The sequence below is a fragment of the Streptodolium elevatio genome (assembly GCF_053592165.1).
Window position 1 is genome coordinate 87,526 of sequence record NZ_JBSFVE010000003.1, and the last position, 23,664, is coordinate 111,189.

General features: G+C 71.7%; 23 protein-coding genes. 12 read left to right on the top strand and 11 right to left on the bottom strand.

Going from position 1 to position 23,664, the window contains the following annotated elements; translation table 11 throughout:
• Positions 1 to 16: 16 nt before the first annotated feature.
• The gene (locus tag ACWD12_RS07940) at positions 17 to 1,753 is read right to left on the bottom strand and encodes an N-acyl-D-amino-acid deacylase family protein (RefSeq protein WP_358355611.1); all 1,737 of its coding nucleotides are present in this window, start codon (positions 1,751 to 1,753) and stop codon (positions 17 to 19) included.
• Between the two features lie 232 nt (positions 1,754 to 1,985).
• Entirely contained in the window at positions 1,986 to 2,936 is a 951-nt protein-coding gene (locus tag ACWD12_RS07945; protein WP_450098825.1) for a TIGR03619 family F420-dependent LLM class oxidoreductase, read from the bottom strand.
• Between the two features lie 107 nt (positions 2,937 to 3,043).
• Here ACWD12_RS07945 and ACWD12_RS07950 point away from each other — a divergent pair, with 107 nt between their 5' ends.
• Positions 3,044 to 3,877, top strand: coding sequence for an enoyl-CoA hydratase/isomerase family protein (locus ACWD12_RS07950; RefSeq protein WP_450098826.1), 834 nt, complete (start codon positions 3,044 to 3,046; stop codon positions 3,875 to 3,877).
• A gap of 54 nt (positions 3,878 to 3,931) precedes the next feature.
• Here ACWD12_RS07950 and ACWD12_RS07955 read toward each other — a convergent pair whose 3' ends face one another.
• The 3 genes from ACWD12_RS07955 to ACWD12_RS07965 all read right to left on the bottom strand — a co-directional run bounded on the left by ACWD12_RS07955 (position 3,932) and on the right by ACWD12_RS07965 (position 6,081).
• Positions 3,932 to 4,705 (bottom strand): SDR family NAD(P)-dependent oxidoreductase, encoded by a 774-nt coding sequence (locus ACWD12_RS07955; protein WP_450098827.1) that lies wholly within the window; start codon positions 4,703 to 4,705, stop codon positions 3,932 to 3,934.
• 76 nt (positions 4,706 to 4,781) lie between these two features.
• Positions 4,782 to 5,630 carry a helix-turn-helix transcriptional regulator gene (locus ACWD12_RS07960; protein WP_450098828.1) on the bottom strand — a complete coding sequence of 283 codons (849 nt, stop codon included), beginning with the start codon at positions 5,628 to 5,630 and terminating at the stop codon, positions 4,782 to 4,784.
• Between the two features lie 100 nt (positions 5,631 to 5,730).
• A complete protein-coding gene (locus ACWD12_RS07965) occupies positions 5,731 to 6,081 on the bottom strand; it encodes a winged helix-turn-helix transcriptional regulator (protein ID WP_358355619.1) in 351 nt (116 codons plus the stop codon).
• Between the two features lie 71 nt (positions 6,082 to 6,152).
• Between ACWD12_RS07965 and ACWD12_RS07970 the strand changes: the two genes are divergently transcribed.
• On the top strand, positions 6,153 to 7,067 hold the full coding sequence (locus ACWD12_RS07970) for an NAD(P)-dependent oxidoreductase (protein WP_450098829.1): 915 nt from the start codon (positions 6,153 to 6,155) through the stop codon (positions 7,065 to 7,067).
• Between the two features lie 130 nt (positions 7,068 to 7,197).
• On the opposite strand, the gene ACWD12_RS07975 is transcribed toward ACWD12_RS07970, so the two are convergent.
• Positions 7,198 to 8,823 carry a FadD3 family acyl-CoA ligase gene (locus ACWD12_RS07975; RefSeq protein ID WP_450098830.1) on the bottom strand — a complete coding sequence of 542 codons (1,626 nt, stop codon included), beginning with the start codon at positions 8,821 to 8,823 and terminating at the stop codon, positions 7,198 to 7,200.
• Between the two features lie 163 nt (positions 8,824 to 8,986).
• Between ACWD12_RS07975 and ACWD12_RS07980 the strand changes: the two genes are divergently transcribed.
• The 4 genes from ACWD12_RS07980 (at position 8,987) to ACWD12_RS07995 (ending at position 13,411) form a co-directional block, all read left to right on the top strand.
• Positions 8,987 to 9,763: an enoyl-CoA hydratase/isomerase family protein gene (locus ACWD12_RS07980; protein WP_358355623.1), complete on the top strand. Its 777-nt coding sequence runs from the start codon at positions 8,987 to 8,989 to the stop codon at positions 9,761 to 9,763.
• A 205-nt stretch (positions 9,764 to 9,968) separates the two neighbouring features.
• On the top strand, positions 9,969 to 11,204 hold the full coding sequence (locus tag ACWD12_RS07985; RefSeq protein ID WP_450099059.1) for a glycosyltransferase: 1,236 nt from the start codon (positions 9,969 to 9,971) through the stop codon (positions 11,202 to 11,204).
• A 103-nt stretch (positions 11,205 to 11,307) separates the two neighbouring features.
• Positions 11,308 to 13,167 (top strand): FtsX-like permease family protein, encoded by a 1,860-nt coding sequence (locus ACWD12_RS07990; protein WP_450098831.1) that lies wholly within the window; start codon positions 11,308 to 11,310, stop codon positions 13,165 to 13,167.
• A gap of 10 nt (positions 13,168 to 13,177) precedes the next feature.
• Complete coding sequence (locus ACWD12_RS07995; RefSeq protein WP_450098832.1) at positions 13,178 to 13,411, top strand: hypothetical protein; 234 nt, start codon at positions 13,178 to 13,180, stop codon at positions 13,409 to 13,411.
• A 15-nt stretch (positions 13,412 to 13,426) separates the two neighbouring features.
• Here the strand turns inward: ACWD12_RS07995 and ACWD12_RS08000 are convergent, their stop codons facing one another.
• Positions 13,427 to 13,831 (bottom strand): hypothetical protein, encoded by a 405-nt coding sequence (locus ACWD12_RS08000; protein ID WP_450098833.1) that lies wholly within the window; start codon positions 13,829 to 13,831, stop codon positions 13,427 to 13,429.
• Positions 13,832 to 14,022: 191 nt separating this feature from the next.
• Here ACWD12_RS08000 and ACWD12_RS08005 point away from each other — a divergent pair, with 191 nt between their 5' ends.
• Complete coding sequence (locus ACWD12_RS08005) at positions 14,023 to 14,460, top strand: nuclear transport factor 2 family protein (protein WP_450098834.1); 438 nt, start codon at positions 14,023 to 14,025, stop codon at positions 14,458 to 14,460.
• Positions 14,461 to 14,503: 43 nt separating this feature from the next.
• Here ACWD12_RS08005 and ACWD12_RS08010 read toward each other — a convergent pair whose 3' ends face one another.
• The 3 genes from ACWD12_RS08010 to ACWD12_RS08020 form a co-directional block, all read right to left on the bottom strand.
• Entirely contained in the window at positions 14,504 to 15,718 is a 1,215-nt protein-coding gene (locus ACWD12_RS08010) for an FAS1-like dehydratase domain-containing protein (RefSeq protein ID WP_450098835.1), read from the bottom strand.
• A gap of 381 nt (positions 15,719 to 16,099) precedes the next feature.
• Positions 16,100 to 17,146 carry an acyl-CoA dehydrogenase family protein gene (locus tag ACWD12_RS08015; protein ID WP_450098836.1) on the bottom strand — a complete coding sequence of 349 codons (1,047 nt, stop codon included), beginning with the start codon at positions 17,144 to 17,146 and terminating at the stop codon, positions 16,100 to 16,102.
• A 35-nt stretch (positions 17,147 to 17,181) separates the two neighbouring features.
• Entirely contained in the window at positions 17,182 to 18,348 is a 1,167-nt protein-coding gene (locus ACWD12_RS08020; RefSeq protein ID WP_358357916.1) for an acyl-CoA dehydrogenase family protein, read from the bottom strand.
• Positions 18,349 to 18,491: 143 nt separating this feature from the next.
• Here ACWD12_RS08020 and ACWD12_RS08025 point away from each other — a divergent pair, with 143 nt between their 5' ends.
• The gene (locus tag ACWD12_RS08025) at positions 18,492 to 19,658 is read left to right on the top strand and encodes an acetyl-CoA C-acetyltransferase (RefSeq protein ID WP_358357913.1); all 1,167 of its coding nucleotides are present in this window, start codon (positions 18,492 to 18,494) and stop codon (positions 19,656 to 19,658) included.
• Positions 19,659 to 20,114: 456 nt separating this feature from the next.
• Here the strand turns inward: ACWD12_RS08025 and ACWD12_RS08030 are convergent, their stop codons facing one another.
• Positions 20,115 to 21,029, bottom strand: a complete 915-nt coding sequence (locus tag ACWD12_RS08030; RefSeq protein ID WP_450098837.1) for a hypothetical protein — start codon at positions 21,027 to 21,029, stop codon at positions 20,115 to 20,117.
• Positions 21,030 to 21,411: 382 nt separating this feature from the next.
• On the opposite strand from ACWD12_RS08030, the gene ACWD12_RS08035 reads away from it, so the two are divergent.
• From ACWD12_RS08035 to ACWD12_RS08050, 4 genes are all read left to right on the top strand, one after another.
• Complete coding sequence (locus ACWD12_RS08035) at positions 21,412 to 21,807, top strand: hypothetical protein (protein ID WP_358357905.1); 396 nt, start codon at positions 21,412 to 21,414, stop codon at positions 21,805 to 21,807.
• On the top strand, positions 21,804 to 22,622 hold the full coding sequence (locus ACWD12_RS08040) for a transcriptional regulator (RefSeq protein WP_450098838.1): 819 nt from the start codon (positions 21,804 to 21,806) through the stop codon (positions 22,620 to 22,622). Before ACWD12_RS08035 ends, ACWD12_RS08040 begins: the two co-directional genes overlap by 4 nt.
• A 67-nt stretch (positions 22,623 to 22,689) precedes the next feature.
• Positions 22,690 to 23,088, top strand: coding sequence for a roadblock/LC7 domain-containing protein (locus ACWD12_RS08045; RefSeq protein ID WP_435839115.1), 399 nt, complete (start codon positions 22,690 to 22,692; stop codon positions 23,086 to 23,088).
• Positions 23,089 to 23,195: 107 nt separating this feature from the next.
• On the top strand, positions 23,196 to 23,579 hold the full coding sequence (locus tag ACWD12_RS08050; RefSeq protein ID WP_358357897.1) for a hypothetical protein: 384 nt from the start codon (positions 23,196 to 23,198) through the stop codon (positions 23,577 to 23,579).
• Positions 23,580 to 23,664: the final 85 nt, after the last annotated feature.

Sequence of the window (23,664 nt, forward strand, 5' to 3'; positions counted from 1 at the left end):
TGCGATCAGGACGTACTCAGAAGCTGACCGATTCGTTCGTGACGGTGTAGGTGTCCTGGCCCGAACGCAGCACCTTGCCGTTGACGGCGCCGGTGACCTGGCCGTCGCGCACGGTCTCGACGCCGTTGACGCGGACCGAGACGATGCCCTCCGACTCGGCGGTCAGGCGCGGGCTGTCGCCCGGCAGGTCGTGCACCAGGCGCGCCGGCCCGGAGTTGACCTTCTCCGGGTCGAACAGCACCAGGTCGGCGTGGTAGCCCTCGGCGATCCGCCCGCGGTCCTTGAGGCCGAACAGCTTGGCCGGGTCGGTGGTGAGCATCTGCACCGCGCGCTCCAGCGAGACCAGCTTGCGGCCGCGCAGCGAGTCGCCCAGGAAGCGGGTCGTGTACGTCGCACCGCACATGCGGTCCAGGTGCGCGCCCGCGTCCGAGCCGCCCAGGATGACGTGCTTGCTCTCCCAGACCTCCTGGCGCAGGTCCCACGACGCCTGGTCGTTGTCGGTCGGCATCGGCCACAGCACGGTCCGCAGGTCGTCCGCGGCGCAGATCTCGACCAGCGCCTCGAACTCCTCCTGGCCGCGCTCCTTGGCGATGTCCGCCACGACGCGGCCGGACAGGCCCTCGTTGGCCGCGGAGTAGGTGTCGCCGATGACGTACCGGCCGAAGTCCACCAGGCGGCGGAAGACGCCCGCCTCGGGGCTGTTCGCGCGGCGCAGCATCTCGGTGCGGGTCTCCGGGTCGCGCAGCTTCGCGATGCGCTCCGGGACCGGCAGGGCCAGGATCTCGCCCCAGCCCGGCAGCAGGTTGAGCGCGCAGTAGGTGAGCAGCGACATGTTCATCGGCACCAGCACCGGCAGGGTGAGGATGACGATCTTGCCGCCGGCCGCCTCGGCCTTCTCCGACGCGTAGATCTGGCGCGGCACGCGGTCCGGGTCGGCCGAGTCGACGGTCAGCACGTTCCAGTTCATCGGACGGCCGGCGGTCACCGTCATCTGGGTGAGCAGCTCGATCTCGTCGTCGTCGAACTTGTCGAGGCAGCCCGCGACGATGACCTCCAGCTGGGTGCCCTCGTGCCGGCCGACCTCGGCGCAGAGCGCCAGGACCTCTTCGGGGGTCGCGTGGCGCGACGGGACGGGGTTGCCGTCGCCGTCGGTGTGGTTCGAGCGGCCGGTGGAGAAGCCGAGCGCGCCCGCCTCCATGGCCTTCTTCAGCTCGACGACCATGGCCTCGACCTGCTCGGGCGTGGCCGCCTTGCCGAAGTCGGAGCCCATCACGTAGCGGCGGATCGCACAGTGGCCGGCCATGAACGCGGCGTTGACGCCGATCGTGCCGTCCAGCTTGTCGAGGTACTGGGCGAAGGTCTCCCAGCTCCAGTCGATGCCGTTCTCCAGGGCAGGGAGGGCCATGCCCTCGACCTTGGCCATCATGCGGCGGGTGTAGTCGGCGTCCTCGGCCTTGAGCGGGGCGAGGGTGAAGCCGCAGTTGCCGCCCACGATGGTGGTGACGCCGTGGTTGACCGAGGGGGTGGCGTACGCGTCCCAGTGGAGCTGCGCGTCGTAGTGCGTGTGCGGGTCGATGAAGCCGGGGGCGAGCACGAGGCCGGTGGCGTCCTCGGTGGCGGCGGCTTCCTCGGTGATGCTTCCGGTCGGGCCCACCGCGACGATGCGGCCGTCCCGGATCCCCACGTCACCTCGGTAGGAGGGTGTGCCCGTTCCGTCGACGACGGTGGCTCCGGTGATGAGGTGGTCGAGCATGACCCGGACTCCCTACTTCGATACAGAGGCGCCTGCGTGGTGCGGTGTTCCGGCGGCCCTCCACGGCGCATGCCGAGGACCGACCGCGATTTCCTGATGGTACGTCAGATTTCACATTTGGCGAGGGGCCCGGAGTCGTGAGTTCGGACTCACCTTAGGTTGCCCTAACCCGTTCCGAGCCCCCGCGAAACGCCTCGCGCGGCCCTCGTGACGGGCCGCCGAGCACGGTCGGCTACTTGTTCAGAAGGGGCGCGACCTGGGTCGAGAACGCCTCGATCTGGTCCAGCAGCTCCTGCAGCGTGCGGTTGCGGAAGCGGATCTGGATCTGGTTCGCGCCCTGCTCGCCGTACCAACGCAGCGACTCGGCGATCTCTTCCGGGCTGCCGGACAGGGTGCGCTCGCCGACCTCCCAGTCGGGCTTGCCGACGTACAGCATCTCGGTGATGGCGCCGATGTCCATCGCCTCGTCGGCGCGCCCGTACTCCGCGCGCAGGCGGCGCAGCTCGGCCACCTGGTCGGGGAAGGTCTCGCGCGGGCTGCCCTGCGGGAGCCAGCCGTCGGCGTACTTGGCGACCCGCTTGAGCGCGGCACCGGCCGAGCCGCCGATCCAGATCGGGGGACGCGGGCCCTGCACGGGGCGCGGGCGGGCGCCCATGTCGTCCACCTTGAAGCGCTTGCCCTCGTACGTCACGAACTCCTCGCGCAGCGCGAGGTCGAGCAGTTCCAGGGCCTCGTTCAGCGCCGGGCCGCGGTCCTTGAAGTCCAGGCCGAGCATCTCGAACTCGGCCTCGACGTGGCCGGCCCCCGCACCGACGATCGCGCGGCCCTTGGAGATGACGTCCAGCGTCGCGAAGGCCTTCGCGGTCATCATCGGGTGCCGGTACGCCAGCACCGCGACGTGGCTCACGAGGCGCACGTTCTCGGTGATGCCCGCGAGCCAGCCGAGCGTGGTCATGGTGTCCCACCACTCGGTGCCCATCATCGGGGCGTGGCTGCGCGGGATCGCGGTGTGGTCGCAGACCGCGATGTACGCGAAGCCGCCGCGGTCGCACGCCTGCGCGATGGCGGCCAGGTCGTCGGGCCCCGCGGTCTCCTCCCACGCCTCCGCGTACAGCTTGCTCTGCGACTGGATCGGCAGCTGCATGCCGTAATGCAGGACTCCGGGGGGAAGGATCGCGGCCATCGGGGACTCCCTTGTCTCACCTTGTGTCATCTGAAGACCGGTCACATACTCCGATCTAACGCACCGTCAGACAAGACCGATCGGGCGCATACCGAGGGGACAGGCACGTGATCAACACCACCGATCCGACCATCGAACCAGGCCAGGAGCGGATGCGCCTCGACGTGGAGGACGGTGTCGGCGTCGTCACGCTCTGCCGCCCCGAGAAGCTCAACGGTTGGAGCTGGGAGTCCAGCCGCCAGCTCGGCGTCATGGCGGACCGCATCCGCTTCGACCCGGAGATCCGCGTGGTGCTGCTGCGGGCCGAGGGTCGCGCCTTCTGCGCGGGCATCGACGTCACGGCCCCCGGCGGCAACATCACCGGCCGCTCCGGCGCCGAGCGCACCCGCAACTACTACGAGGGCCTGCGCTGGGTGCACGAGCGTTTCCGCGCGTTCGCCCGCCTCCCCCAGCCGGTGGTCGCGTCGGTCCAGGGCTACGCCCTCGGCTTCGGCTTCGAACTCGCGCTCCTCGCCGACATCCGCGTCGCCGCCGACGACGCGGTCTTCGCCCTCCCCGAGGCCCAGCTCGGCGTGGCCGTCGACGCGGGCGGCGACATGCGCATCGCCCGCGAGGCGGGCGCCGGCTGGGCCAAGTACCTCGCCCTCACCGGCCGCCGCATCGACGCCGCCACCGCCGAGCGCCTCAACCTCGTGCAACTCGTCGTCCCGCGCGACGACCTCGACAAGACCGCCCGCGAGATCGCCGGGCAGATCGCCGCGAACGCCCCTCTCGCCGTCCAGGGCATCAAGCGCTCGATCGACTCCTACGCCGACGCCGCCCTCGACAACGCCCTCGCCCAGACCGCCATGACCGCCGCGGTCACCCTCGCCTCCGAGGACATCACCGAGGGCTACGGCGCCAAGGCCGCCAAGCGCACCCCCGACTTCGAGGGCAAGTAGCCGCGGCCCGGGTGCGTGCCGGCGGAGGCCGTGCGCACCCGGGGCCGGGCGGCGTCAGGCGGGTTGGGGGACGGAGCCGACGAGGCCGCCGTCGATCACCAGGTCCTGGCCGGTGATGTACGACGCGTCGTCGGAGGCCAGGAAGGCGACCGCCGCCGCGACGTCGTCCGCGTGCCCGAGGGAACCGAGCGGCACCTCGGCCGAGTTCACCGCCTCGGCGGCCGGGTCGGGGTTGTTGTCGCGGTACATCTCGGTGTCGATGTAGCCGGGGCTGACCGAGTTGACGCGGATGCCGCGCGGGGCGAGGTCGGCGCCGAGCGTACGGGCGAGGTTGTGCACGGCGGCCTTGGTGGCCGAGTAGACGGAGGCCACGGACAGGCCGCGGTGCAGCGTCCACGACGCGTTGATCACGACCGCGCCGCCGTCCTTGAGCAGCGGCAGGGACTTGAGCACGGTGAAATAGACGCCCTTGAAGTTGACGTCGACGGTGTAGTCGAAGTCGGCCTCGGTGATCTCGGTGCTGGGCTTGAAGACCCCGACCCCGGCGTTCGCGAAGACCGCGTCGAGGGAGCCGCGCCAGGCCCGTACGCGCTCGACCAGGTCGTCGAGTACGGGAAGTGCGGCGACGTCGGCGGGCACCGCGAGGATCCGCTCGGGCGTCACCCCGGTCTCCGCGACCAGGCGGGCCACGGCCGTGTCGAGGCGGGGACGGCTGCGGCCGGTGACGGCGACGTACGCGCCCTCGTCGAGGAGCCTGCGGGCGGTGGCGTACCCCATGCCGCTGGTGCCGCCGGTGATCAGGACCGTCTTGTTCGTGTATCGGTTCATGACGACGATCCTGGGGCCGTTCCGGCGGACCCGGCAGTGCGCGCTGAACCTGGGTCCGGCACCACCACCCTGAGGGTCAGACGGTGACCGCGAGCAGCCGGGCGAGCCGGGTCTCGGTGTCGGTCGCGGCGTCCGGGGTGTGCAGGATCATGCGGTGTCCGGGCAGGTCGGGCAGCGGCAGCGAGGTGTACTCGAACGTCAGCCGGCCCACCTCCGGGTTGTCGAGGACCTTGACGCCCTGGCCCGCGGAGCCGATCGGGTGCTCGGCCCAGATCGCGGCGAACTCCGGGCTGACCGCGCACATGTCGTCGGCGATGCGGCCGAACTCGGGGTCGCCCGGGTAGCGGGCGGCGTCCGCGCGGAAGTGGCCGACGATCGCGCGGGCGACGTCGTGCCAGTCGTCCCATTCGGTGCGGTGGCGTGCGCTGGTGAAGAAGCTCACGAGGCAGTTGTGCGCGGCCTCGTCGTACCCGAACACCGCGCGGGCGGCGGTGTTGACGGCGACGAAGTCCCAGTGCCGGTCGACGACGTAGGCGGGCTTCGGCATCCACGCGTCGATCACACGCCGCACGGCGTCGGGCACGCCGCGCTCCGCCGGGCGAGCGGGCGGCGGATTGAGGCCCGACAGCAGGTAGAGGTGCTCGCGTTCCGCGGGATCCAGGCGCAGCACGCGCGCTATCGCGTCGAGCACATCGGCCGAGACGTTGATCTCGCGGCCCTGCTCGAGCCACGTGTACCAGCTGACGCCCACGCCGGCGAGGACGGCGACCTCTTCGCGGCGCAGGCCGGGCGTACGGCGTCCGCCGCCGGCCGGCATGCCCACGTCCGCGGGCGTCAGCCGCGCCCGGCGCGTCCTCAGGAACTCGCGCAGCTCGACCCGCCGCCGCTGTCGTGCCTCCGCCGGAAGCCGGGATATGTCGACCATGCCCGCCAGGCTAATCCGGCGCGAGGGCGTCGCGGGCGGCCGGGTACCCACCTTTTTGTGGGTACTTGTGGGGCCTGCGGGATGGGCACGAGGGTTGGGGTCAGGACGCGGGACGGTCCTCGGCGCGGTTGTCGAGGAGGCGGTGGCCCCAGTCGGAGAGGGGAGCCAGTGCCTCACAGAGATCGCGGCCGAAGCCGGTCAGGGAATAGACCGTCTTCAGCGGCAGGGTGTCGTGCACCTCGCGGTGGACGAGGCCGTCCTCCCGCATCTCGCGAAGGGTCTGGGTCAGCACCTTCTCGGTGAGGCCCGGCAGTTGCCTGCGCATCTCACCGGGGCGCCGCGGGCCCGACTCCAGCAGCCACAGCAGCACCGTCTTCCACTTGCCGTCGATCACCCCGATCGCGGCGGTGACGCCGCAGACGCCCGGTTCAACGGCTCTCCTGCGCGTCATCCCTTGTCCTTTTCATCATGAATTGACCACTATTCGTCGCGCTCTTCACGCGCTTGCCCGGGAGTCCTGCCATGTCTTCGAACACCGACCGGACCGTCGCTTCTTCCGCCACCGCCACTCCGTCCGTCACCGTGCTCGGCCTGGGGCCGATGGGACGCGCCCTCGCCGGGGCGTTCCTGGACGCGGGCCTGCGTACGGTCGTCTGGAACCGCACCCCCGGCCGCGACGACGAACTCGTCGGACGCGGCGCGGAGCGTGCCATGACCGCCGAAGAGGCGGTCGCGGCAAGCGCGTTGACGGTCGTCTGCGTCGTCGACTACGACGCGTCCGACGCCGTCCTGCGGCGCGAACCGGTCGCGGCGGCGCTCAAGGGGCGCACGGTCGTGAACCTGACCGCCGACACCCCGGCCCGCGCCCGGGACACCGCCGAGTGGGCGGCCGAACACGGCGTCCACTACCTCGACGGCGCGATCATGACCCCGACCACCACCATCGGCACGCCGCACGGGGTGTTCATCTACAGCGGTCCGCGGGACCTGTACGCCGAGCACCGCCACGCCCTGGACGCCCTCGGCGGCAGCCACACCCACCTCGGCGAAGAGATCGGGCGCGCGGCGGCGTACGACGTCGCGCTCCTCGACATCTTCTGGACCGCGATGACCGGCTACATGCACGCCGTCGCGATCGCCAAGGCCGAGGGCATCTCGGCACGGGAACTGCTGCCGTTCGCCCAGGGCATCGGCGCGATCCTGCCGCCCGTCTTCGCCGACACCGCCGCCGAGATCGACAACGACACCCACTCCGGCGAAGGCAATCCCATCACCTCGGCCGCCTCCTCGATGGCCCACATCATCCACGCCTCCGAGGCCCACGGCATCGACGCGAGCGTCATGCGCGCCGCCGAGTCCCTCGCCCGCAAGGCGATCGACCTCGGCCACCCCACCGACGGCTTCACCCGCATCGCCGAACTCCTGGGCCGACACTGACCGTTACGGCGTCGCGGGCCCCGGCCTCGCGGCGACGGTTCCGCATCTCTGCCAACGGTCAGCGCTCACCGCTGACTTCGTCGACGCGTCGGCGGGCCGGAACGCTTTCCGGCCCGCCGCGGCGGACCGCTCACTTGCGGGCGGCGAACTCCTCGGCGGCTTGGGCGCGCAGTTCGAACTTCATGACCTTGCCGGTGGGGTTCCGGGGGAATTCGGTGACGATCTCGACGTAGCGCGGGACCTTGTAGTTCGCCATTTCCTTGCGGCAGTAGTCGACGATCTCGTCGGTGGTGACGGAGGCTCCCGCGCGCAGGATGAGGTACGCCTTGCCGACCTCGCCCATGCGGGCGTCGGGGACGCCGATCACCGCGGCCTCGGAGACCGCCGGGTGGCCCGCGAGGACCGACTCGATCTCGGCCGGGTAGGCGTTGAAGCCGCCCACGATGTACATGTCCTTGATGCGGTCGGTGATGCGCAGGTTGCCCTGCTCGTCGAGGACGCCCACGTCGCCGGTGTGCAACCAGCCGTCCGCGTCCACCGCCTTGGCGGTCTCCTCGGGGTCCTCGAAGTAGCCGCGCATCACGTTGTATCCGCGCACCCAGACCTCGCCGGGCTCGCCGACGGCGGTGGGCTTGCCGGCGTCGTCGACGGTGACCAGCTCGACGCCCTCGATCGCGCGGCCGGAAGTCGAGGCGATGATCTCGGCGGGGTCGCCCTGGCGGCACATGCTGGCGGTGCCGCAGGACTCGGTCAGGCCGTACGCCGTCAGGACGGTGTCGAAGCCCAGGTCGTCGGCCATGCGCGTGACGAGGGAGAGCGGCACGGAGGCGGCGCCGGTGACCGCGAGGCGCAGCGAGGCGAGGTCGTACTTGCCGCGCGAGCCGGAGTCGAGCAGCGACGTGTAGATGGTCGGCGCGCCCGGCAGGACGGTGACCTTTTCGGCCTGGATCAGCGCGAGCGTGGCGTCGACGTCGAAGACCGCCTGCGGGATCATCGTGGCGCCCTTGATCAGGCTCGCGAGGATGCCGGCTTTGTAGCCGAAGGTGTGGAAGAACGGGTTGACGATCAGGTAGCGGTCGCCCTCCGCGAGGCCCACGGTGCTCGCCCACGTCTCGAAGACGCGGAGCGACTGGCCGTGCGTGGTCATGACGCCCTTGGGCCGGCCGGTGGTGCCGGAGGTGAAGATGATGTCGCCGAGGTCGTCGGAGGTGACCGACGCGGCGCGCTCGTCGACGGTCGCGGCGGGCACGGACTCCCCGGCGGCCAGGAAGTCGGCCCAGGTCACGCACGTGTCCGGGGCGCTGTCCGAGAGCACGACCGCGGTGGCCAGGTCGGGCAGGGCGGCGAACGGGCGTCCCGCGGTGCCCTCGCCGGCCGAGGAGCGCAGCATGGCGACGTACGACGCGCCGAGGAACGTGCCGGAGACGAAGAGCAGCTTGGCGCGGGTCTTCTCCAGGACGTACTGCGCCTCGGCGCCCTTGTAGCGGGTGTTCATCGGGACGATCGCGGCACCGGCCGCGAGCGCGCCGAGGGCGGCGGTGATCCAGTCGCGGCCGTTCGGGGCCCAGACCGCGACGCGGTCGCCCTTCTCGACGCCCGCGGCCACGGCCGCCGCGGCGGCGGCGCGCACCCGGTCGCGCAGCTCGGCGAACGTGATGCGTACGCCGCCGTCCACGACGGCCTCGCGGTCACCGAAGCGCTCGGCCGCGCTGTCGACGAGAGCGGGAATGCTGCCCCACTCGAGATCACCCTGCATGATCGCTCCTGAGAGGTCCGACGGTGGCCGCCTGTGCCGTTGCTAGTCTGAGCTGACGGTACGTCAGATCAGGGCGGCGAGGGAAGCTGCCGACCGGGAGATCGAGACCACGCCGGATTCGCATCCAGGCCGACAACGCGGGCCGACCAGGAGGATGGGGCACATGCGCAAGTTCGAGACGCTCGGGTACGAACAGGCCGACGGTGTCGCGTGGGTGACGCTCAACAGGCCGGACCGGCACAACGCGTTCGACCTGGTCATGATCGAGGAGCTGCACACGCTGTGGCGTGAGCTGCGCCACGACGACGACGTGCGTGTGATCGTCCTCACCGGGGCCGGCGACAAGGCTTTCTGTACCGGAATCGACCGTTCTGTCGACGTTCCTCAGCCGTCGTCGCCGTACATGATGGACGACCCGATGCTGAAGATCAGCCCGAAGCACTCCGACCTGTGGAAGCCGGTCATCGTCGCCGTCAACGGCATGGCCTGCGGCGGCGCCTTCTACCTTCTGGGCGAGTGCGAGTTCATCATCGCGAGTGAAAGCGCCACGTTCTTCGACCCGCACACGACATACGGCATGGTGTCCGGCTTCGAGTCGATGTACCTCGCCCAGCGCATGCCGCTCGGCGAGGTCATGCGGCTGACGCTGCTGGGCAACGCGGAGCGGATGAGCGCGAAGCGGGCGTACGAGACGGGCCTCGTCTCACAGGTGGTGCCGGCCGACGAGCTGCACGAGGCGGCGAAGTGGGCGGCCGAGGCGATCGCCGCCTACCCGCCGGGTGGCGTCGAGGGCTCGGTGCGGTCGATCTGGGCAGCCCGCGACATGACGCGCTCGCAGGCGCTCGCGATGGCGCCGCACATGATCACCCTGGGCAATCTGGCCTGGTCGGAGCAGGCGGGCCTGTTCCAGCAGCGCAGCAAGGAGTACCGCGTTCGGTAGGGCGGTTGCCGCGGCCGCGGCCGCGGGCGATGTCGTGTCCGCGGCCTGTCGTGTCCGCGGTCCATCTGTGTCCGCGGCTCGTCGTGTTTGCGCCCGTTGTGCGTGCGCCCGTCGTACGTACGGCTCGCGCCATCGTGTCGCGCGGCGCGTGACGCGTCGGGCGTGACGCCGCGGGGCCATAATCGTCACTGTGCGCGTTGCGATCATGACGGCGGGTTCGCGCGGGGACGCCGCCCCGTTCACCGGTCTCGGGGCGGGGCTTGCCCGGCGCGGGCACGAGGTGACCTTGGTGACCCACGTCCGCTTCGAACCGCTGGCGGCCGGCACGGGTGTGAAGTTCCACGCCCTGCCGGTCGATCCGCACGAGGAGTTGCACTCCGCCCGGGGACGCGGACTCCACCGCAGCATCACCGGAGCGGGCAAGCTGGCCCGCGTCGTGGCGCTGGCCCGCGCGTTGGCCGGTGAACTGACGGACGGCCTCTTGGACGCAGCGCCCGGCCACGACGTCCTGGTGGCGTCGGCGTCGCTGGCCCCGGTCGCCTGCACGCTCGCCGAGAGCCTCGGCGTACCGGTGCTCGGCGCGTACCTGCAACCGCTGCACCCGACCAGGGTGTTCGCACCGCCGATGGTTTCCGCGCGCTCGTTGGGCCCGCTGGGGAACCGCCTGGCCGGCCACGCCGTGGACCTGGCCGTCGACCACGTCTTCTCCGCCGCCGACCGCGACCTGCGCCGCGCTCTGGGACTTCGGCCGATCGGCCTGGCCGCCTCGCGGCGGGCCCGCGAACGCGAGGGCTGGCCGGTGCTCTACGGCTTCAGCCCGGCCGTCGTACCGCCGCCGAGAGACTGGCGGCCCGGACTGCGGCCGGTCGGCTACTGGTGGCCCGGCGACACCCGCCAACTCCCCGACGCTCTCCAGGACTTCCTTGCCGCGGGGCCGCCTCCGGCATTCGTCGGGCTGGGCAGTGCCACCGTCCCCGTCCCGGATCTGGTGGTCGCGCACGTCGTACGCGCGCTGCGCGCGGCCGGCCTGCGCGGCGTGATCCAACGCGGCTGGGCCGGGCTCGACGCCGAAGGTGCGGGTGACGACATGTTCGCGGTCGACGACGTCCCGCACCACCTGTTGTTCCCGCGCATGGCCGTGGTCGTGCACCACTGCGGCGCCGGTACGACCGGGGCGGGCCTGCGCGCGGGCGTCCCGGCCGTGCCGGTCCCCGTCCAGTTCGACGCCGCGTTCTGGGCCCGCCGCCTCGTCCGTCTCGGCGTGGCGCCCACCGCCGTTCCGCTGCGCTCCCTGGCCGCCGACCGCCTCGGTGCCGCGCTGGCCGAGGCGGCGGGCAACCCCCGGTACCGCCTCCGGGCCCGGGCGATCGCCGACCGCATGGCCGGCGAAGACGCGGTCGGCGCGGTCGACGACGCCCTCGCCGCGGCCTGCCGAGCCTGAGCGGGGTGGGCCCAGCCGGATGCATGCGGGTGGGGCTAGCCCCACCCGCATTCGGGCGTCGGCACCATCCCGCCGAAGGCCTCTCCGCCGGTTGACTCGTAGCATGCCAAGCCGCCGGTACGCCGACCTCGCAGGCAGCTTCGCGACCCTGGCCCTGGGGGTCGGGATCGTCACGTCGATGCTGCTCACCCTCGCGTCGTCGGCGACCGCCGATGGGGTCGGTGACGACAACGACGCGCTCGTCACCACGAACGCGCTGACCGGGACGGCGGTCGGAACGGCCGTTTTCGCCACGGCCTTCGTCGTGTCCTCGACCTTCGCCTTCGCGGTCGCCCGGCGCCGCCGCGAACTGGCGCTGCTGCGCAGCGTCGGGGCCACGCCCGGCCAGGTGCGGGGCATGGTCCTGCGCGAGGCCCTGGTGCTGTCGATCCCGGCGGGCCTGCTCGGCTGCCTTCTCGGCCGCCTGACCACACCGGGGTTGATCCGGTGGCTCGGCGAACACGAGCTTGCCCCTGCGTGGCTGACGATGCGTCACGTCACCTGGCCGTACTACACCGCCTTCGCCACCGGTGTCGTGGTCGCGTTGACCGGTGCGGCGGTCGCGGCCCGGCAGGCGGCGCGCGTACGCCCGGTCGAGGCACTGCGGACGGCGGCGGTCGACGACGCGCGGTCGTCCCGCACCCGGATCGTGGTGGGGGCGGTGATGCTCGTGAGCGCCGTCGCCTACCTCGGCTTCACCGCGGTGGTCACCCCCGACGAGGCGATCCACCGCAAGCACCGCACACTCGCCCCGATGCTGGTCATCCCCGGCATCGCCCTGCTGGCTCCCGTCCTGGTCGGGCCACCGTTGCGCGCGCTGGGACGGGTCACGCGCGGCCGCGAGCCCGTCGCCCTCGAACTCGCGCGCTCGGGTGTGCTCGCGTCGCCGCGCCGTACCGCCGCCACCGTCGCGCCGGTGCTCATGACCGTCGCGCTGTCGGTGTCGCTATTGGGCGCCACGGACACCGTCGACGCGGCAAACGTACGCGACGCCGAGCAGCGCATCACCGCCGAACTCGTGGTCGAGGGACCGGTGTCCGCCGACGAGCTGCGCGCCGCGGCCCCGGGGTCGACCGTGGTGGCCCCCGTCGCCACGCACGTCTCGCTCAACGCGGCCGCCTCGGTGTGGGTGGAACTCGACGCACTCGCGGTCGATCCCGTCGCGGTCGGAGACGTCATGGACCTGAAGGTCACCGCCGGTTCGCTCGCCGATCTGACGGACGACGCGATCGTGGTGCCCGACGACTGGGCGCAGACGACCGTCGGGGCCGTAGTCCCGGTGCGAATGGCCGACGGCACGCAGCGGTCGTTGCGCATCGCCGCGGTGGTCGAGGCGGGCACCGGCGGAACGCCCGTCCTGCTGACGCCACGTCATGCGCCCTCCGGCGCCGTGCCGTTGACGTTCGTGGACGTGCCGGACGGGGAGGCGGGCGTCACGGCGGCCGCGGCCGTACGCGCGGTCGCCGCAAGTACCGGCGCCGTGGTGCGTACCGACGCCGAGTGGGCGCGCGCGGACGTACACGGTGATTCGGAGGACCGCAGGCGCCTGGCGGTCTACTTCGTGCTCGGCGTCGCGGTGCTGTACGCGGGCGTCGCGATCGCCAACACCACGGCCATGTCGACGGCCGACCAGGCCCCGGTGTGGCGGGCGTTGCGGATGGCGGGCGCAACGCGTGCGCAAGTGGCGCGCATCGCGGCGCTCGAAGCGGCACTGATGGTCGGACTCGGCGTGCTGCTGGGCGTGTTGGCCGCGGCGGCGACGCTCGTACCGCTGTGGACCGCCGTCACCTTGTTGATCGGCCCCGGCACGGTGGCACTCCCCTGGGGCCCGGCAAGCCTGGTCGTTGCCGCATGCGCGGCGATCGCGGTCCCGGCGGCGCTGCTGTCGGTGTCCGCGGGTCGCGGCGTACGCGCGGAAATGTGAGCGGAGGGACGTGGAACTCATGGACGAGCTCGGCAACCTGATCGGCCAGGCCGGCGTGTGGCACGTCGTCGTGGTGCTGGTCGCGCTGTGGGCGCTGGAAATGCGGGCCTCGGTACGCGCCGCACGCAAGCGGTCGCGTCGTCCGAACCCGGGGCCTATGCCGATTCCGCGACACCTGTCGGCCCCGAGGTCCGCCCGACTGACCGCCGCCGGCGCACGCAAGAGCGCGGCACGCGGTCACTGACCGCCGACCCGGACGCTACGCGCCCGCGCGGCGCAGGAACGCGTCGGCGTCCGGCCAGATGCGGCCGGGGTCCGCGTGGTCGACGGCCCAGGTGCCGGTACGCGTCGTACCCCGCGTCCGGTAGTGCCGCATGATCGCCACGTGCTCGGGCAGGCCGACGAAGCCGCGCATGGCGTCGGCGTCGCGCCACACCGCGACGGATCCCGCGCGGCGCCGTGTCGGGATCGTCCACAGCCAGACCCCCACGGCCCCGTCCAGCGTGGGCCACGCACGCCGCAGCCGGAACCCCGCCCGGGCGATGCCCGGCAGGTCCGTCGCCCGGTCGGCGGTGAAATCGGTGACGCTCACCAGCAGCCCGCCGACGGGCACGGCGTCTCCCGCGGCCGCCCCGGCACACCACCCCGACCTCACGATCTTCATGCGTACGACCCTACGGGCCGGTCCCGCGGGACGTGCCGACCGGCACCGGCCGGCACCGCCCGGGAGCCCGTCGCCGGAACCGGCGACGACTTATGGGTGACTGATTCGCCCCTGCTGCCCCGGCCCGTACGTTCCTGCACAACCGCGTTCGGCCGACAGGCGGTCGCGCACATCACGGAGAGTACGTGGATATGGACCGGAACGACCCCACAGCCGCAACCACCCGCATCGTCGTCGACGACCTCCTGCGGCGCATCGCCGCCGGAGACCCCGACCACATCGCCGGGCTGTACGCCGACGGTGCCGACTGGAAACTCGACTGGCCCGAGAGCGAGCACGGTCGGCCCGCCACCCCATGGATCCGGCACCGTTCCTCACGTGCGGACGCTGCCGAACACTTCCGCCGACTCGGCGAGTACCACGTACCCGAGGAGGCGGCCACCGTCGTCGAGCGCGTCCTCGTCGACGGTGCGCACGCCGTCGTGTTCGGCGAGATCCGGCAGACGGCGCGGCCGACACGTCGGGCGTACCGCTCCCGCTTCGCGCTGCACCTTACGGTCGAGGCCGGGCTGATCACCCGCCACCACGTCTACGAGGACAGCCTCGCGGTTGCGCAGGCCTTCGAGTAGGCCTTCGAGTAGCCGGCGGCGCGGGACGGGGCCGCGCAACCTGTTACGCAGGGAGGTGGGCCCGTACGGTGGCCAGTACGTGTGGGCCCAGGGAGTTCCATCCGGCCACCCGCAGCAGCACCTCGCCGCTGCTGTCGCCGTCCTCGCCGCCGACTTCGGTGACCTCGCCGTCGAGCTTCAGCGTGTCGCCGGTGTGGTTCGGGGCGAGGAGCTTGAGGTCCACCTCCAGGAGCCGGGTGGCGGGACCGCCCCAGTCGGTCACGACTCCGCCGACGAGGCCCGTGGTGGCGAGGATGTTGGTGAAGATGCCCGGCCTGCGCAGCGATTCGCGCGTCCAGTCCGCGTCGTGGTGCGCGGCGTAGAAGTCCTGCGTGGCGAACGCGGTCGCGATCACGAAGGTGGGGGTGATCGGGATGACGGTGGTGGGAAGGGTGTCCCCGACACTCGGAACGGCCTTGAGCGGCAGGCAGGTACGGCCGGTCGCCACGGCGGGTGCGACGGGCTCCGCAGCGGCTTCGGCGGCAGCTTCGGCGGCGGTCTCGGCTCGTGCGGCGGTCTCGGCGGCGGGCTCCGCGGCAGGTCCAGCAGATGATGTGTCAGGCGCGTCCGGCGTACGGAAGCACAGCACCGTCCAGTCGACCGTCGCGACGTCCGCGTCGTCCTGGTCACGGAAGCTCATCCGCGTGGTGACGAAGTACCCCGCGCCGATGGCGGTGTTCTTGCGCTCGGAGACCGTGGTGAGCACCGACTCGCACGAGAGGTGGTCGCCGACCTGCGCCTCCCGGTGGTACACCTGCCGGCAGCGCGTCGCCGCACGTGCGGTGTACCCGTGCGCGGTGAGGAGCCGGTGCACGGCCGCGGCCGGGTTGTCCCCCGCGTCGGAGGCTGCCTTGTCGGCCGCGACGTCGGCCGCCGAACGGCCTCCCCGGTACGGCGCGTACCCGGGAACCTGAGGCAACGTGCCTGCCAGTGCCGACAGTTGCGGCATCGTCCACGCCTGGATCATGGTCGGCGGGGCGATGATCCCGGTCCGTCCGGTCGCGGCGGCCGCCGCCACGTCGCGGTAGACGGGATTGGGGTCGCCGAGGGCGTCGGCCCAGATGTCGAGCATGGGCGCGTTGACCGCGTGCCGCGCGCGTACGACGGACTTCGTGCCCCGCGCGACGCACTCCTGGAGCTGTGCTTCCAGCACTGTGGTGTCGGTGTCGGTGTCGGTGTCGGTGTCGGTGTCGGTGTCGGTGTCGGTGTCGATCGTCATGCCCGCCCCCTCGCCCTCCTGGCGATCACCGGTAGTCGGCTGCCGCCCGCACACCCTACCGATTTACTTGACGAAGACAAGCTAAATCGACGATCGGCCTCGTGACCTCGTACCGCCGTCGGCCGACCTCCCAAGTTGGGGCCGCGTCACCTCGGACGCTGCCAACCTGGCACGGCACGGCAAAGAGCGGCTCACGGACCCGGGTGCGTGTCCGGGTCGGTGAGCCGCTCTTCGGGCCGTGGCGGGGCGCTGCCCTGAGGTTCCCCGCTACGGAGCCGCGTGGTGACGGTACGTCAGTTGCCGGCGTGCAGCGCCCGCGTGACGGTGTGTCAGCACGTGACTGCGGACCGACGGTGACCGTCAGTCAGAAGTGATTGCCCCTCAGAAACCGGGCGTGAGCGGCGCCGGAGCCTCCGAGAGCAGGTCGGCCGCCACGCGCGCGCGGTGGTGGCCCGAGTCGCCCCAGGCCGCCCCCAGCGCCCACGCGCGCTTCATGAAGAGCTGGAGGTCGTGCTCCTCTGTGTAACCGATCGCCCCGTGCACCTGGAGCGAGTTGCGGGCCGCTAGGTCGGCCGCCTCCGCCGCGTAGATCTTGGCCATCGACACGTCGCGGGCGGCCGACGGCAGGTCGCGGGCCAGCGAGTACGCGGCGCGCATCACCACGGGACGGGCGAACTCGATCTTGATGAGGACGTTCGCCAGGTGGTGCTGCACCGACTGGTGCGTGCCGATCAGGACGCCGCGCTGCACGCGCTGCTTGGCGTACTCGACACCCATGTCCAGCATGCGCTTCGCGAGCCCGAGCAGCAGCGCCGAGGCACCCAGCGCGCCCCGGTCCGCCGCGCGGGCGAGCGCCGCGGCGGCGGCCGGGCCGGACGCCACGAGGCTTTCCGGCTCCGGCGCGAAGCCGACGCGGAAGAGCTTGCGGCTGCGGTCGACCGAGCGCTGCGCGACCAGGTCGTAGTCGGCCGGGTTGGCGACGTGCACCTCGGCCTCGCCCGACGCGTTGACCAAACCCACCACCAGCACGTCCGCGGTCGCGGCCTCGATCGCGAACGGCTGCCCGGGCAGCAGCACCGACGCCGTCGCCTCACCCGCCGAGATCTTCTCCAGCCACCCGGCGTCGGGGGCGAACTCGGCCAGCAGCCCGGCGGCGACCGCGGATTCGAGCAGGGGTTCGGGCAGCGCCGCGTACCCCGCCTGCTCCAGGACCGCCGACAGTTCCTCGTCGGTCAGGCCCAGGCCGTCCTGCTCCTCGGGGACGACCAACCCGGTCACGCCGATCTTGGCCAGCTCGGCCCAACGCGACGACACGGCGGTGTCCGCCGCCCACGCGGCGCGCAGGTGCTCGGTGGTGCAGCTCGCGGCCAGGAAGTCCCGCACGGTCTCCCGGAACAGCTGCTGGTCCTCAGTGAATGCCAGACGCATCGTCAGATTCCTTTGCTCGCTTGGCCCGGGACTGCCTACTTGGCCCGAGGGAGGCCGAGGATGCGTTCCGCGATCGTGTTGCGCTGGATCTCGTTGGTGCCCGCGTAGATCGGACCGCCGAGGGCGAAGAGGAAGCCGTCCAGCCAGCGCGAGCCGTCGACGGCGTCGGGCGAGCCCTCGTCGAGTTCGCCGTACCCGCCGAGCAGCCGCAGGGCGGTGGCGTGCAGTTCGACGTCCATCTGCGACCAGAAGACCTTGTTGATCGACGAGTCGGCGCCGATCTGGCCGCCGTCCAGCAGCTTGGTGACGGTGCCGAAGGTGAACAGGCGGTACGCCTCCGCGTCCATCCACGCCTGCACCGCCGCGTCGCGCAGCACCTGGTCGCCGCCGCCGCGCTCCTTGTAGAGGTCCAGGAGGCGGTTCGCGGGGGCCAGGAAGCGGCCCGGGCTGCGCAGGTTGAGGCCGCGCTCGCTGCCGGTCGTGGCGATCATGATCTTCCAGCCCTCGCCCGCGCCGCCGAGCACGTCGGCGTCCGGGACGAAGACGTCGTCGAGGAAGACCTCGGCGAAGCCGGGCTCGCCGTCGAGCTGCGGGATCGGGCGTACCGTCACACCGGGCGAGGCGAGGTCGACCATGAAGTAGGTCAGGCCGTGGTGCCGCCGCGACTCCGGGTCGGTGCGGAAGAGCCCGAAGAGGCGGTGCCCGTACGTACCGCGCGAGCTCCAGATCTTCTGCCCGTTCAGCACCCACCCGCCGCGCTCCTCGTCGCGGTCGGCGCGCGAGCGTACGTTGGCGAGGTCGGACCCGGCCTCGGGCTCGGACCAGCCCTGCACCCAGATCTCCTCGCCGGAGGCCATCTTGGGCAGGTAACGGTCCTGCTGCTCCTTGGACCCGAACTCGAACACGGTCGGGGCGAAGAGGAAGATGCCGTTCTGGCTCACCCGGCCGGGCGCGCCCGCGCGGTAGTACTCCTCCTCGAAGATCAGCCACTCGGTGAGGCCGGCCTCGCGACCGCCGTACTCCTGGGGCCACGAGACGACCGCCCAGCGGGCGTCGAAGAGCTTCTTCTCCCACTCCTGGTGAAGCCGGAAGCCCTCCTCCGTGTCCATCGAGGGCAGGGGGGTGGCCGGAACGTTGGCCTCCAGCCAGGAGCGGACCTCCTGCCGGAACTCCTGCTCCTTCGGTGAGAACTCGAGATCCACCGGGACACTCCTCACACTGCTCGCGTCTTCGGCGTTTCGCCGGGCGCGGGTAGCATATAACTGACGGACCGTCAGGTCAGTCGTTCAGGCGGTGTCCGTTACGTCACTCCGGTACATCACTCCGGGAGAGCTTGGGAGAGCCGATGCCCGAGGCATACATCGTCGAGGCGGTCCGTACGCCGGTCGGCCGCAAGAAGGGCTCCCTCGCGGGCGTCCACCCGGCGGACCTGGGGGCGCACACCCTCAAGGCCGTCGTGGAGCGCAGCGGCATCGACCCGGACACGGTCGAGGACGTCATGCTCGGCTGCGTCGACGCCATCGGCCCGCAGGCGGGCAACATAGCCCGTACCGCGTGGCTCGCGGCCGGCTACTCCGAGGACGTGCCGGGCGTCACGATCGACCGCCAGTGCGGCTCGTCGCAGCAGGCCATCCACTTCGCCGCGCAGGCGGTCATGTCGGGCACGAACGACGTGGTCATCGCCGGCGGCGTGCAGAACATGAACCAGATCCCGATCTCGGCGGCCATGACCTCGGCGGCGCAGTTCGGCTTCACCGACCCGTTCTCGGGCTCGAAGGGCTGGGTCGACCGCTACGGCGACGAGCCGGTCGACCAGTTCTACGGCGCGGAGCTGATCGCCAAGCGCTGGGGCATCACGCGCCGCGAGATGGAGGAGTTCGCCCTCGCCTCGCACGAGCGCGCGCTGCACGCGATCGACAACGGCCACTTCACCAAGGAGATCGCCCCGATCGACGTCGACGGCACCCTCGTCGACACCGACGAGCCGCCGCGCCGGGGCACCACGCTGGAGAAGATGGCCGAGCTCAAGGTGCTCATGGAGGACGGCAGCATGACCGCCGCCGTCGCCTCGCAGATCTCGGACGGCTCGGCCGCCCTCCTGATCGTCTCCGAGCGCGCGCTCGAGCGGTACGGCCTGACCCCGCGCGCCCGCATCCACCACATCAGCGTCCGCGGCGGCTCCCCGATCGAGATGCTCTCCGCACCGATCCCGGCCACCCAGTACGCCTTCGCCAAGACCGGCCTGACCATCGACGACATCGACAGCGTCGAGATCAACGAGGCGTTCGCCCCGGTCGTCCTGTCCTGGATGAAGGACATCAAGGCCGACCACGCCAAGGTCAACCCCGACGGCGGCGCGATCGCCCTCGGCCACCCCCTCGGCGCCACCGGCGCGCGCCTGATGACCACGCTCCTGCACCGCCTGGAGCGCACCGGCGGCCGCTACGGCCTCCAGACGATGTGCGAAGGCGGCGGCCTCGCCAACGTCACCATCATCGAGCGCCTCGGCTGACCGAGGCCCCAAGAGAGGGCGGCCCTCCCCACCGGGGGACGGCCGCCCTACTCATGCAAGATGCAGCGGTGGCATGACCAGCGGGACCACGATCAGAAACGCGCGGGGGACAGGCAGCGCGAGAAACCAACAACCCGACGGCAAGTCGACCCGGCGCAGGCCGCCCGGGGCACCTCCGTCAGGCCCGTGTCCCAGGTCGGTGATGTCAACACCGAGATCGGCAAGGGTCACAAGCTGCGCCACCAACTTCCGACCTGCGCGACCACCGACTCGTGCACAATGTTGATCACGTGATGGGCGTCGGGGTCTCCTGGTCCACCTGGCGCGTAATTGGTCGGCCCACCCGGACTACCCCGCCGACGCGGTGGCCGCCTACCTGGCACGGCTCGGCGATTGACGCGGCTTCGGACGACGGGGACTTGCAGTTCGGCGCCGTCGTCGAACTGCCGCTCGGTGCTAGAAAACCTCTGAGGACTTTTCCAGGGACATCGACGGCTGCGGGGCCGGCGGGAGTTCGGGAGGGGGCTGGGATGCCGAGGCGAGTCCCGGGTGTTGGCGCGGCTGACCCGACTGGCGGTCGGCGGACGCGGATCGGCCCGCTCCGCCCTGGGGATACATGCTCTGTTCGGCGGCGGCCTTCACGCCGTGCCAGGAAGGGCCCTTGTCGAGCCCCTTTCCCGCCAGCGCCAACACGGCCTCGACCTCGACCTCGGCGTCCGGTGCGGGGGTCGGGTTGGTGATCCCCCCGGCCTCGGCGGTGAGTTTGGCGGCCCTGGTCGGCGACGATCGGTCGGGGCCCTTGTCGACGGGGCCGGCCGGCGGGACGACCACGTCGACGGGGCGCCCCCTGCTGAAGAAGCGCCGGATGCCCGTGGGCCGGGCGCGTACCGTGACCATGACCGTTCCGGTCTCGCCCAGAGCCGGGGTACGCGCCTCGTTCTGCGGGCGAACGTCCAGCATCCCCCGCTTGAACTCCCAACGCCTGGCCCAGTCCTGGGCCAGGTTGTGGCGCCGGTCCTCCGCGGCCTGACGCTGCGACTCGGCGAGTCCGTGCCACAACTCGAGGGCCTGGTCGTCTCGTTCCGCCTGCACCGTCTCGGTACGTCGGTCCTGCCAGCGCTCTGCCATGGTCCGGCGGCGGGGGGCCGGTGACGCAACCTCGGTGGGCTTGGCCACGTCACGCGACGCGGCCGGAATGACGACGTGCTCGGGCTTGGGCGCCCCACCGAAAGCCTCACGGGCGAGCGTCTCGCCCTGGGAGAGCGCCTGTGCATTGCGGCGGAACACCCGCCCCGCGAGGCGGGCACCCGAGAGCAGGGTGTCGACGGCCCAGTCCTTGACGGACCTGCGCGACCCCTCATTCTCGGCCATCGGCCCTCCCAGACATCCTTTTGCGCCACATTACGGGCACGGATGATCAAGGTCATTGATCATCCGTTTCGCGTGGGCATGGAATCTGACCGCGTCGGCAAGTGGGCGCACGTTAGGGCCCGTCAACGGCGGGCGAGCCTGCTCGCGGTCGCCGCGTTCGGGGGATAGGGCGTCGGCCGAAGGAGGTGTGGCCGGGCTGCCGCGACGGCGGCGTCGTCGGCCTCGCGGTCGTCGCGTCGCCGCGCTGCCGTACGCCGACGAACCGGGAACTGTACCTCGCCGGGGGTGGGGGGCCGCTGGGTTATGGAGGAATTCACTCGTTCGCGCGGGGACTCTGCGTAGCCTCACGGCCACTGTTGTCACGCAGGAAGGGGAGCCCGGCGTGCCAGGGATCGACGAATGCCTGCATGAGGCGATGGAGTTGCCCGGTGCTCTCGGCGCCTCGGTGGTCGAGTGGGTGAGTGGGCTCGCGCTGGGCACGGTGGGCCAGTCGCCCAACGGGGACCACGAGGCGACGGCCGCGGAGACCGCCGAGCTGGCGCGGCTGGCCGCGGAGTACGCGGCGTTCTCGACGCCGGAGGCGCGGTACATCACGGCGGAAACGCCGGTGGAGGACATCATCGTCACCACGCGTACCGGGTTCCACCTGCTGCGGTTCGTCGAGACGCAGTTCGACAGCAGCGTGTTCGTTCACCTCTGGCTCGACCGGTCGACGGCGAACCTCGCGCTGTCCCGGCTGCGCCTCCAGGACCTCGCGGAACGGCTGGCCCTGTCATGACAGTTGCGGTCGAATCGGCGGTCGGATCGACGCTCGGTGGCGGCGGTTCGGCGACGCTGCCCCGCGTGAGCGCTCTCGCGCACCTGGCGGAGCAGCACGCGACCGGGGTGCTCTTCGGCGGCTCCGGGGCGGTCTATCTGCTGGACGGCGACGTGGTGCACGCGGAGAGCCCCGAGGCGCCGACGCTCGACGTACTGCTCGCCGCCACCGGGCGCCTGTCGGAGGGCGCCTGGCGGGACGCGATGGACCATGCCGGGAGCCACCACCGGGTCGGCCGCTACCTGGTCGACCAAGGACGGCTCGCGGAGGGCGAGTTGGAGATCTGCCACCTCGGCGCGCTGTTCGACGCGGCGTACTTCGCGCTCGCGCCGGACTCGGGGCCGGTGCGGTTCCGGCCCGGCGCGTCGCACTGGCTGGGCCCGATACGGCCGGTGCCGGCGCGCGTGGTGGAACGGGAGTCGCGGCGGCGGCGCCAACTGCTCGACGACGTGTGCCCCGACCCGCGGCTCGACACCGCGCCGGTGACGCCGCACCGGGCCACCCGGCATGTGACGCGCCGTCAACAGGCCCTGCTGGATCTGGCCGACGGCGTACGCACCCCGTGCGCCATCGCCCGCCTGCTGGGCCGTCCCGCATTCCACGTGCTGGTCGACGTACGGCGGCTGGCGGCGGCCGGACTGGTGGATCCGCCGCGTCCCGAGCCGTCGGTCGAGGCCTGCGTCCCGCCGTCCTGGCTCGACCACGCCGCCGCGGCCCGGGAACCGGACGTCGAGCTGCTGCGCAGGCTCCGCGACGCGCTGGAGGCCCGACTGTGAACTCGGCCCCCACCACACCGTCATGAGGCGCGCGCTGTGGCAGCGCGCCGGGAGGAGGAAGACGAAAGTGCCGGCGGCGGAAGCCGAAGTCCTCGAAGAGATCCGGCGGTTGCGCGCCCGACTGCCGCAGGTGACCGGGGCGGTGGCGGCCAGCACGGACGGGTTCGTCATCGCCCAGGACGCGGCGGGCCCCGAGGCGGAGGGGGTCGCCGCGCTCACCGCGGCGTCGCTGGCGGTGGCGATCCGTCTGGCCGACGCCACCGGGCGCGGCGGTTTCCGCGAACTGCTGGTGCGCGGCGAGGACGGCTACGTCGCGACGTACGCGGCGGGTCCGTCCGCGGTGCTGACCGTGCTGGCGGAGCCGCGTACCAACGTGGGCCGCCTGCACCTCGAATCCCGGATCTCCGGAGCCCGGATCGCCGAACTCGTCGCGGAGGCGTGGGCCGCCCGGGAACCCGGCGGATGACTCCCCCGCCGCGGCCCCGCCCGAGACGGCGGTACCGGCAAAACCAGGAGCCACCACACATGACGTCACCACGATCGACACCGTCCAGGAGAGGGAAGCCGAACACGATGGCTGCGAACGCGAACACCGAAAGCGCACTCAAGGAAGCGATGACCACGATCGAGGGCACCATCGGCGTCGCCCTCGTCGACTACAACAGCGGCATGGCACTGGGCACGCTGGGCGGCGGCAAGGACCTCGACCTGTCGGTCGCCGCGGCCGGCAACACCGACGTCGTACGGGCCAAGGCCAGGACCATGGAAATGCTGGGCCTGAAGGACGAGATCGAGGACATCCTGATCACCCTCGGCACCCAGTACCACCTGATCCGCCTTCTCAAGGGCCGCGGCAAGGTCGGGCTGTTCCTCTACCTCGCGCTCGACAAGAACCGCGCGAACCTCGCCATGGCACGCCACCAACTGCGCTCCATCGAGAACGACTTGGAGGTCTGAGCCGCAGCTCGCGGGGGGCGGGGGAACGGGGAACGAGACCGGGGGGAAGGGAAGCGCCGGGGCGGACAGGGCCACACGCCCACCG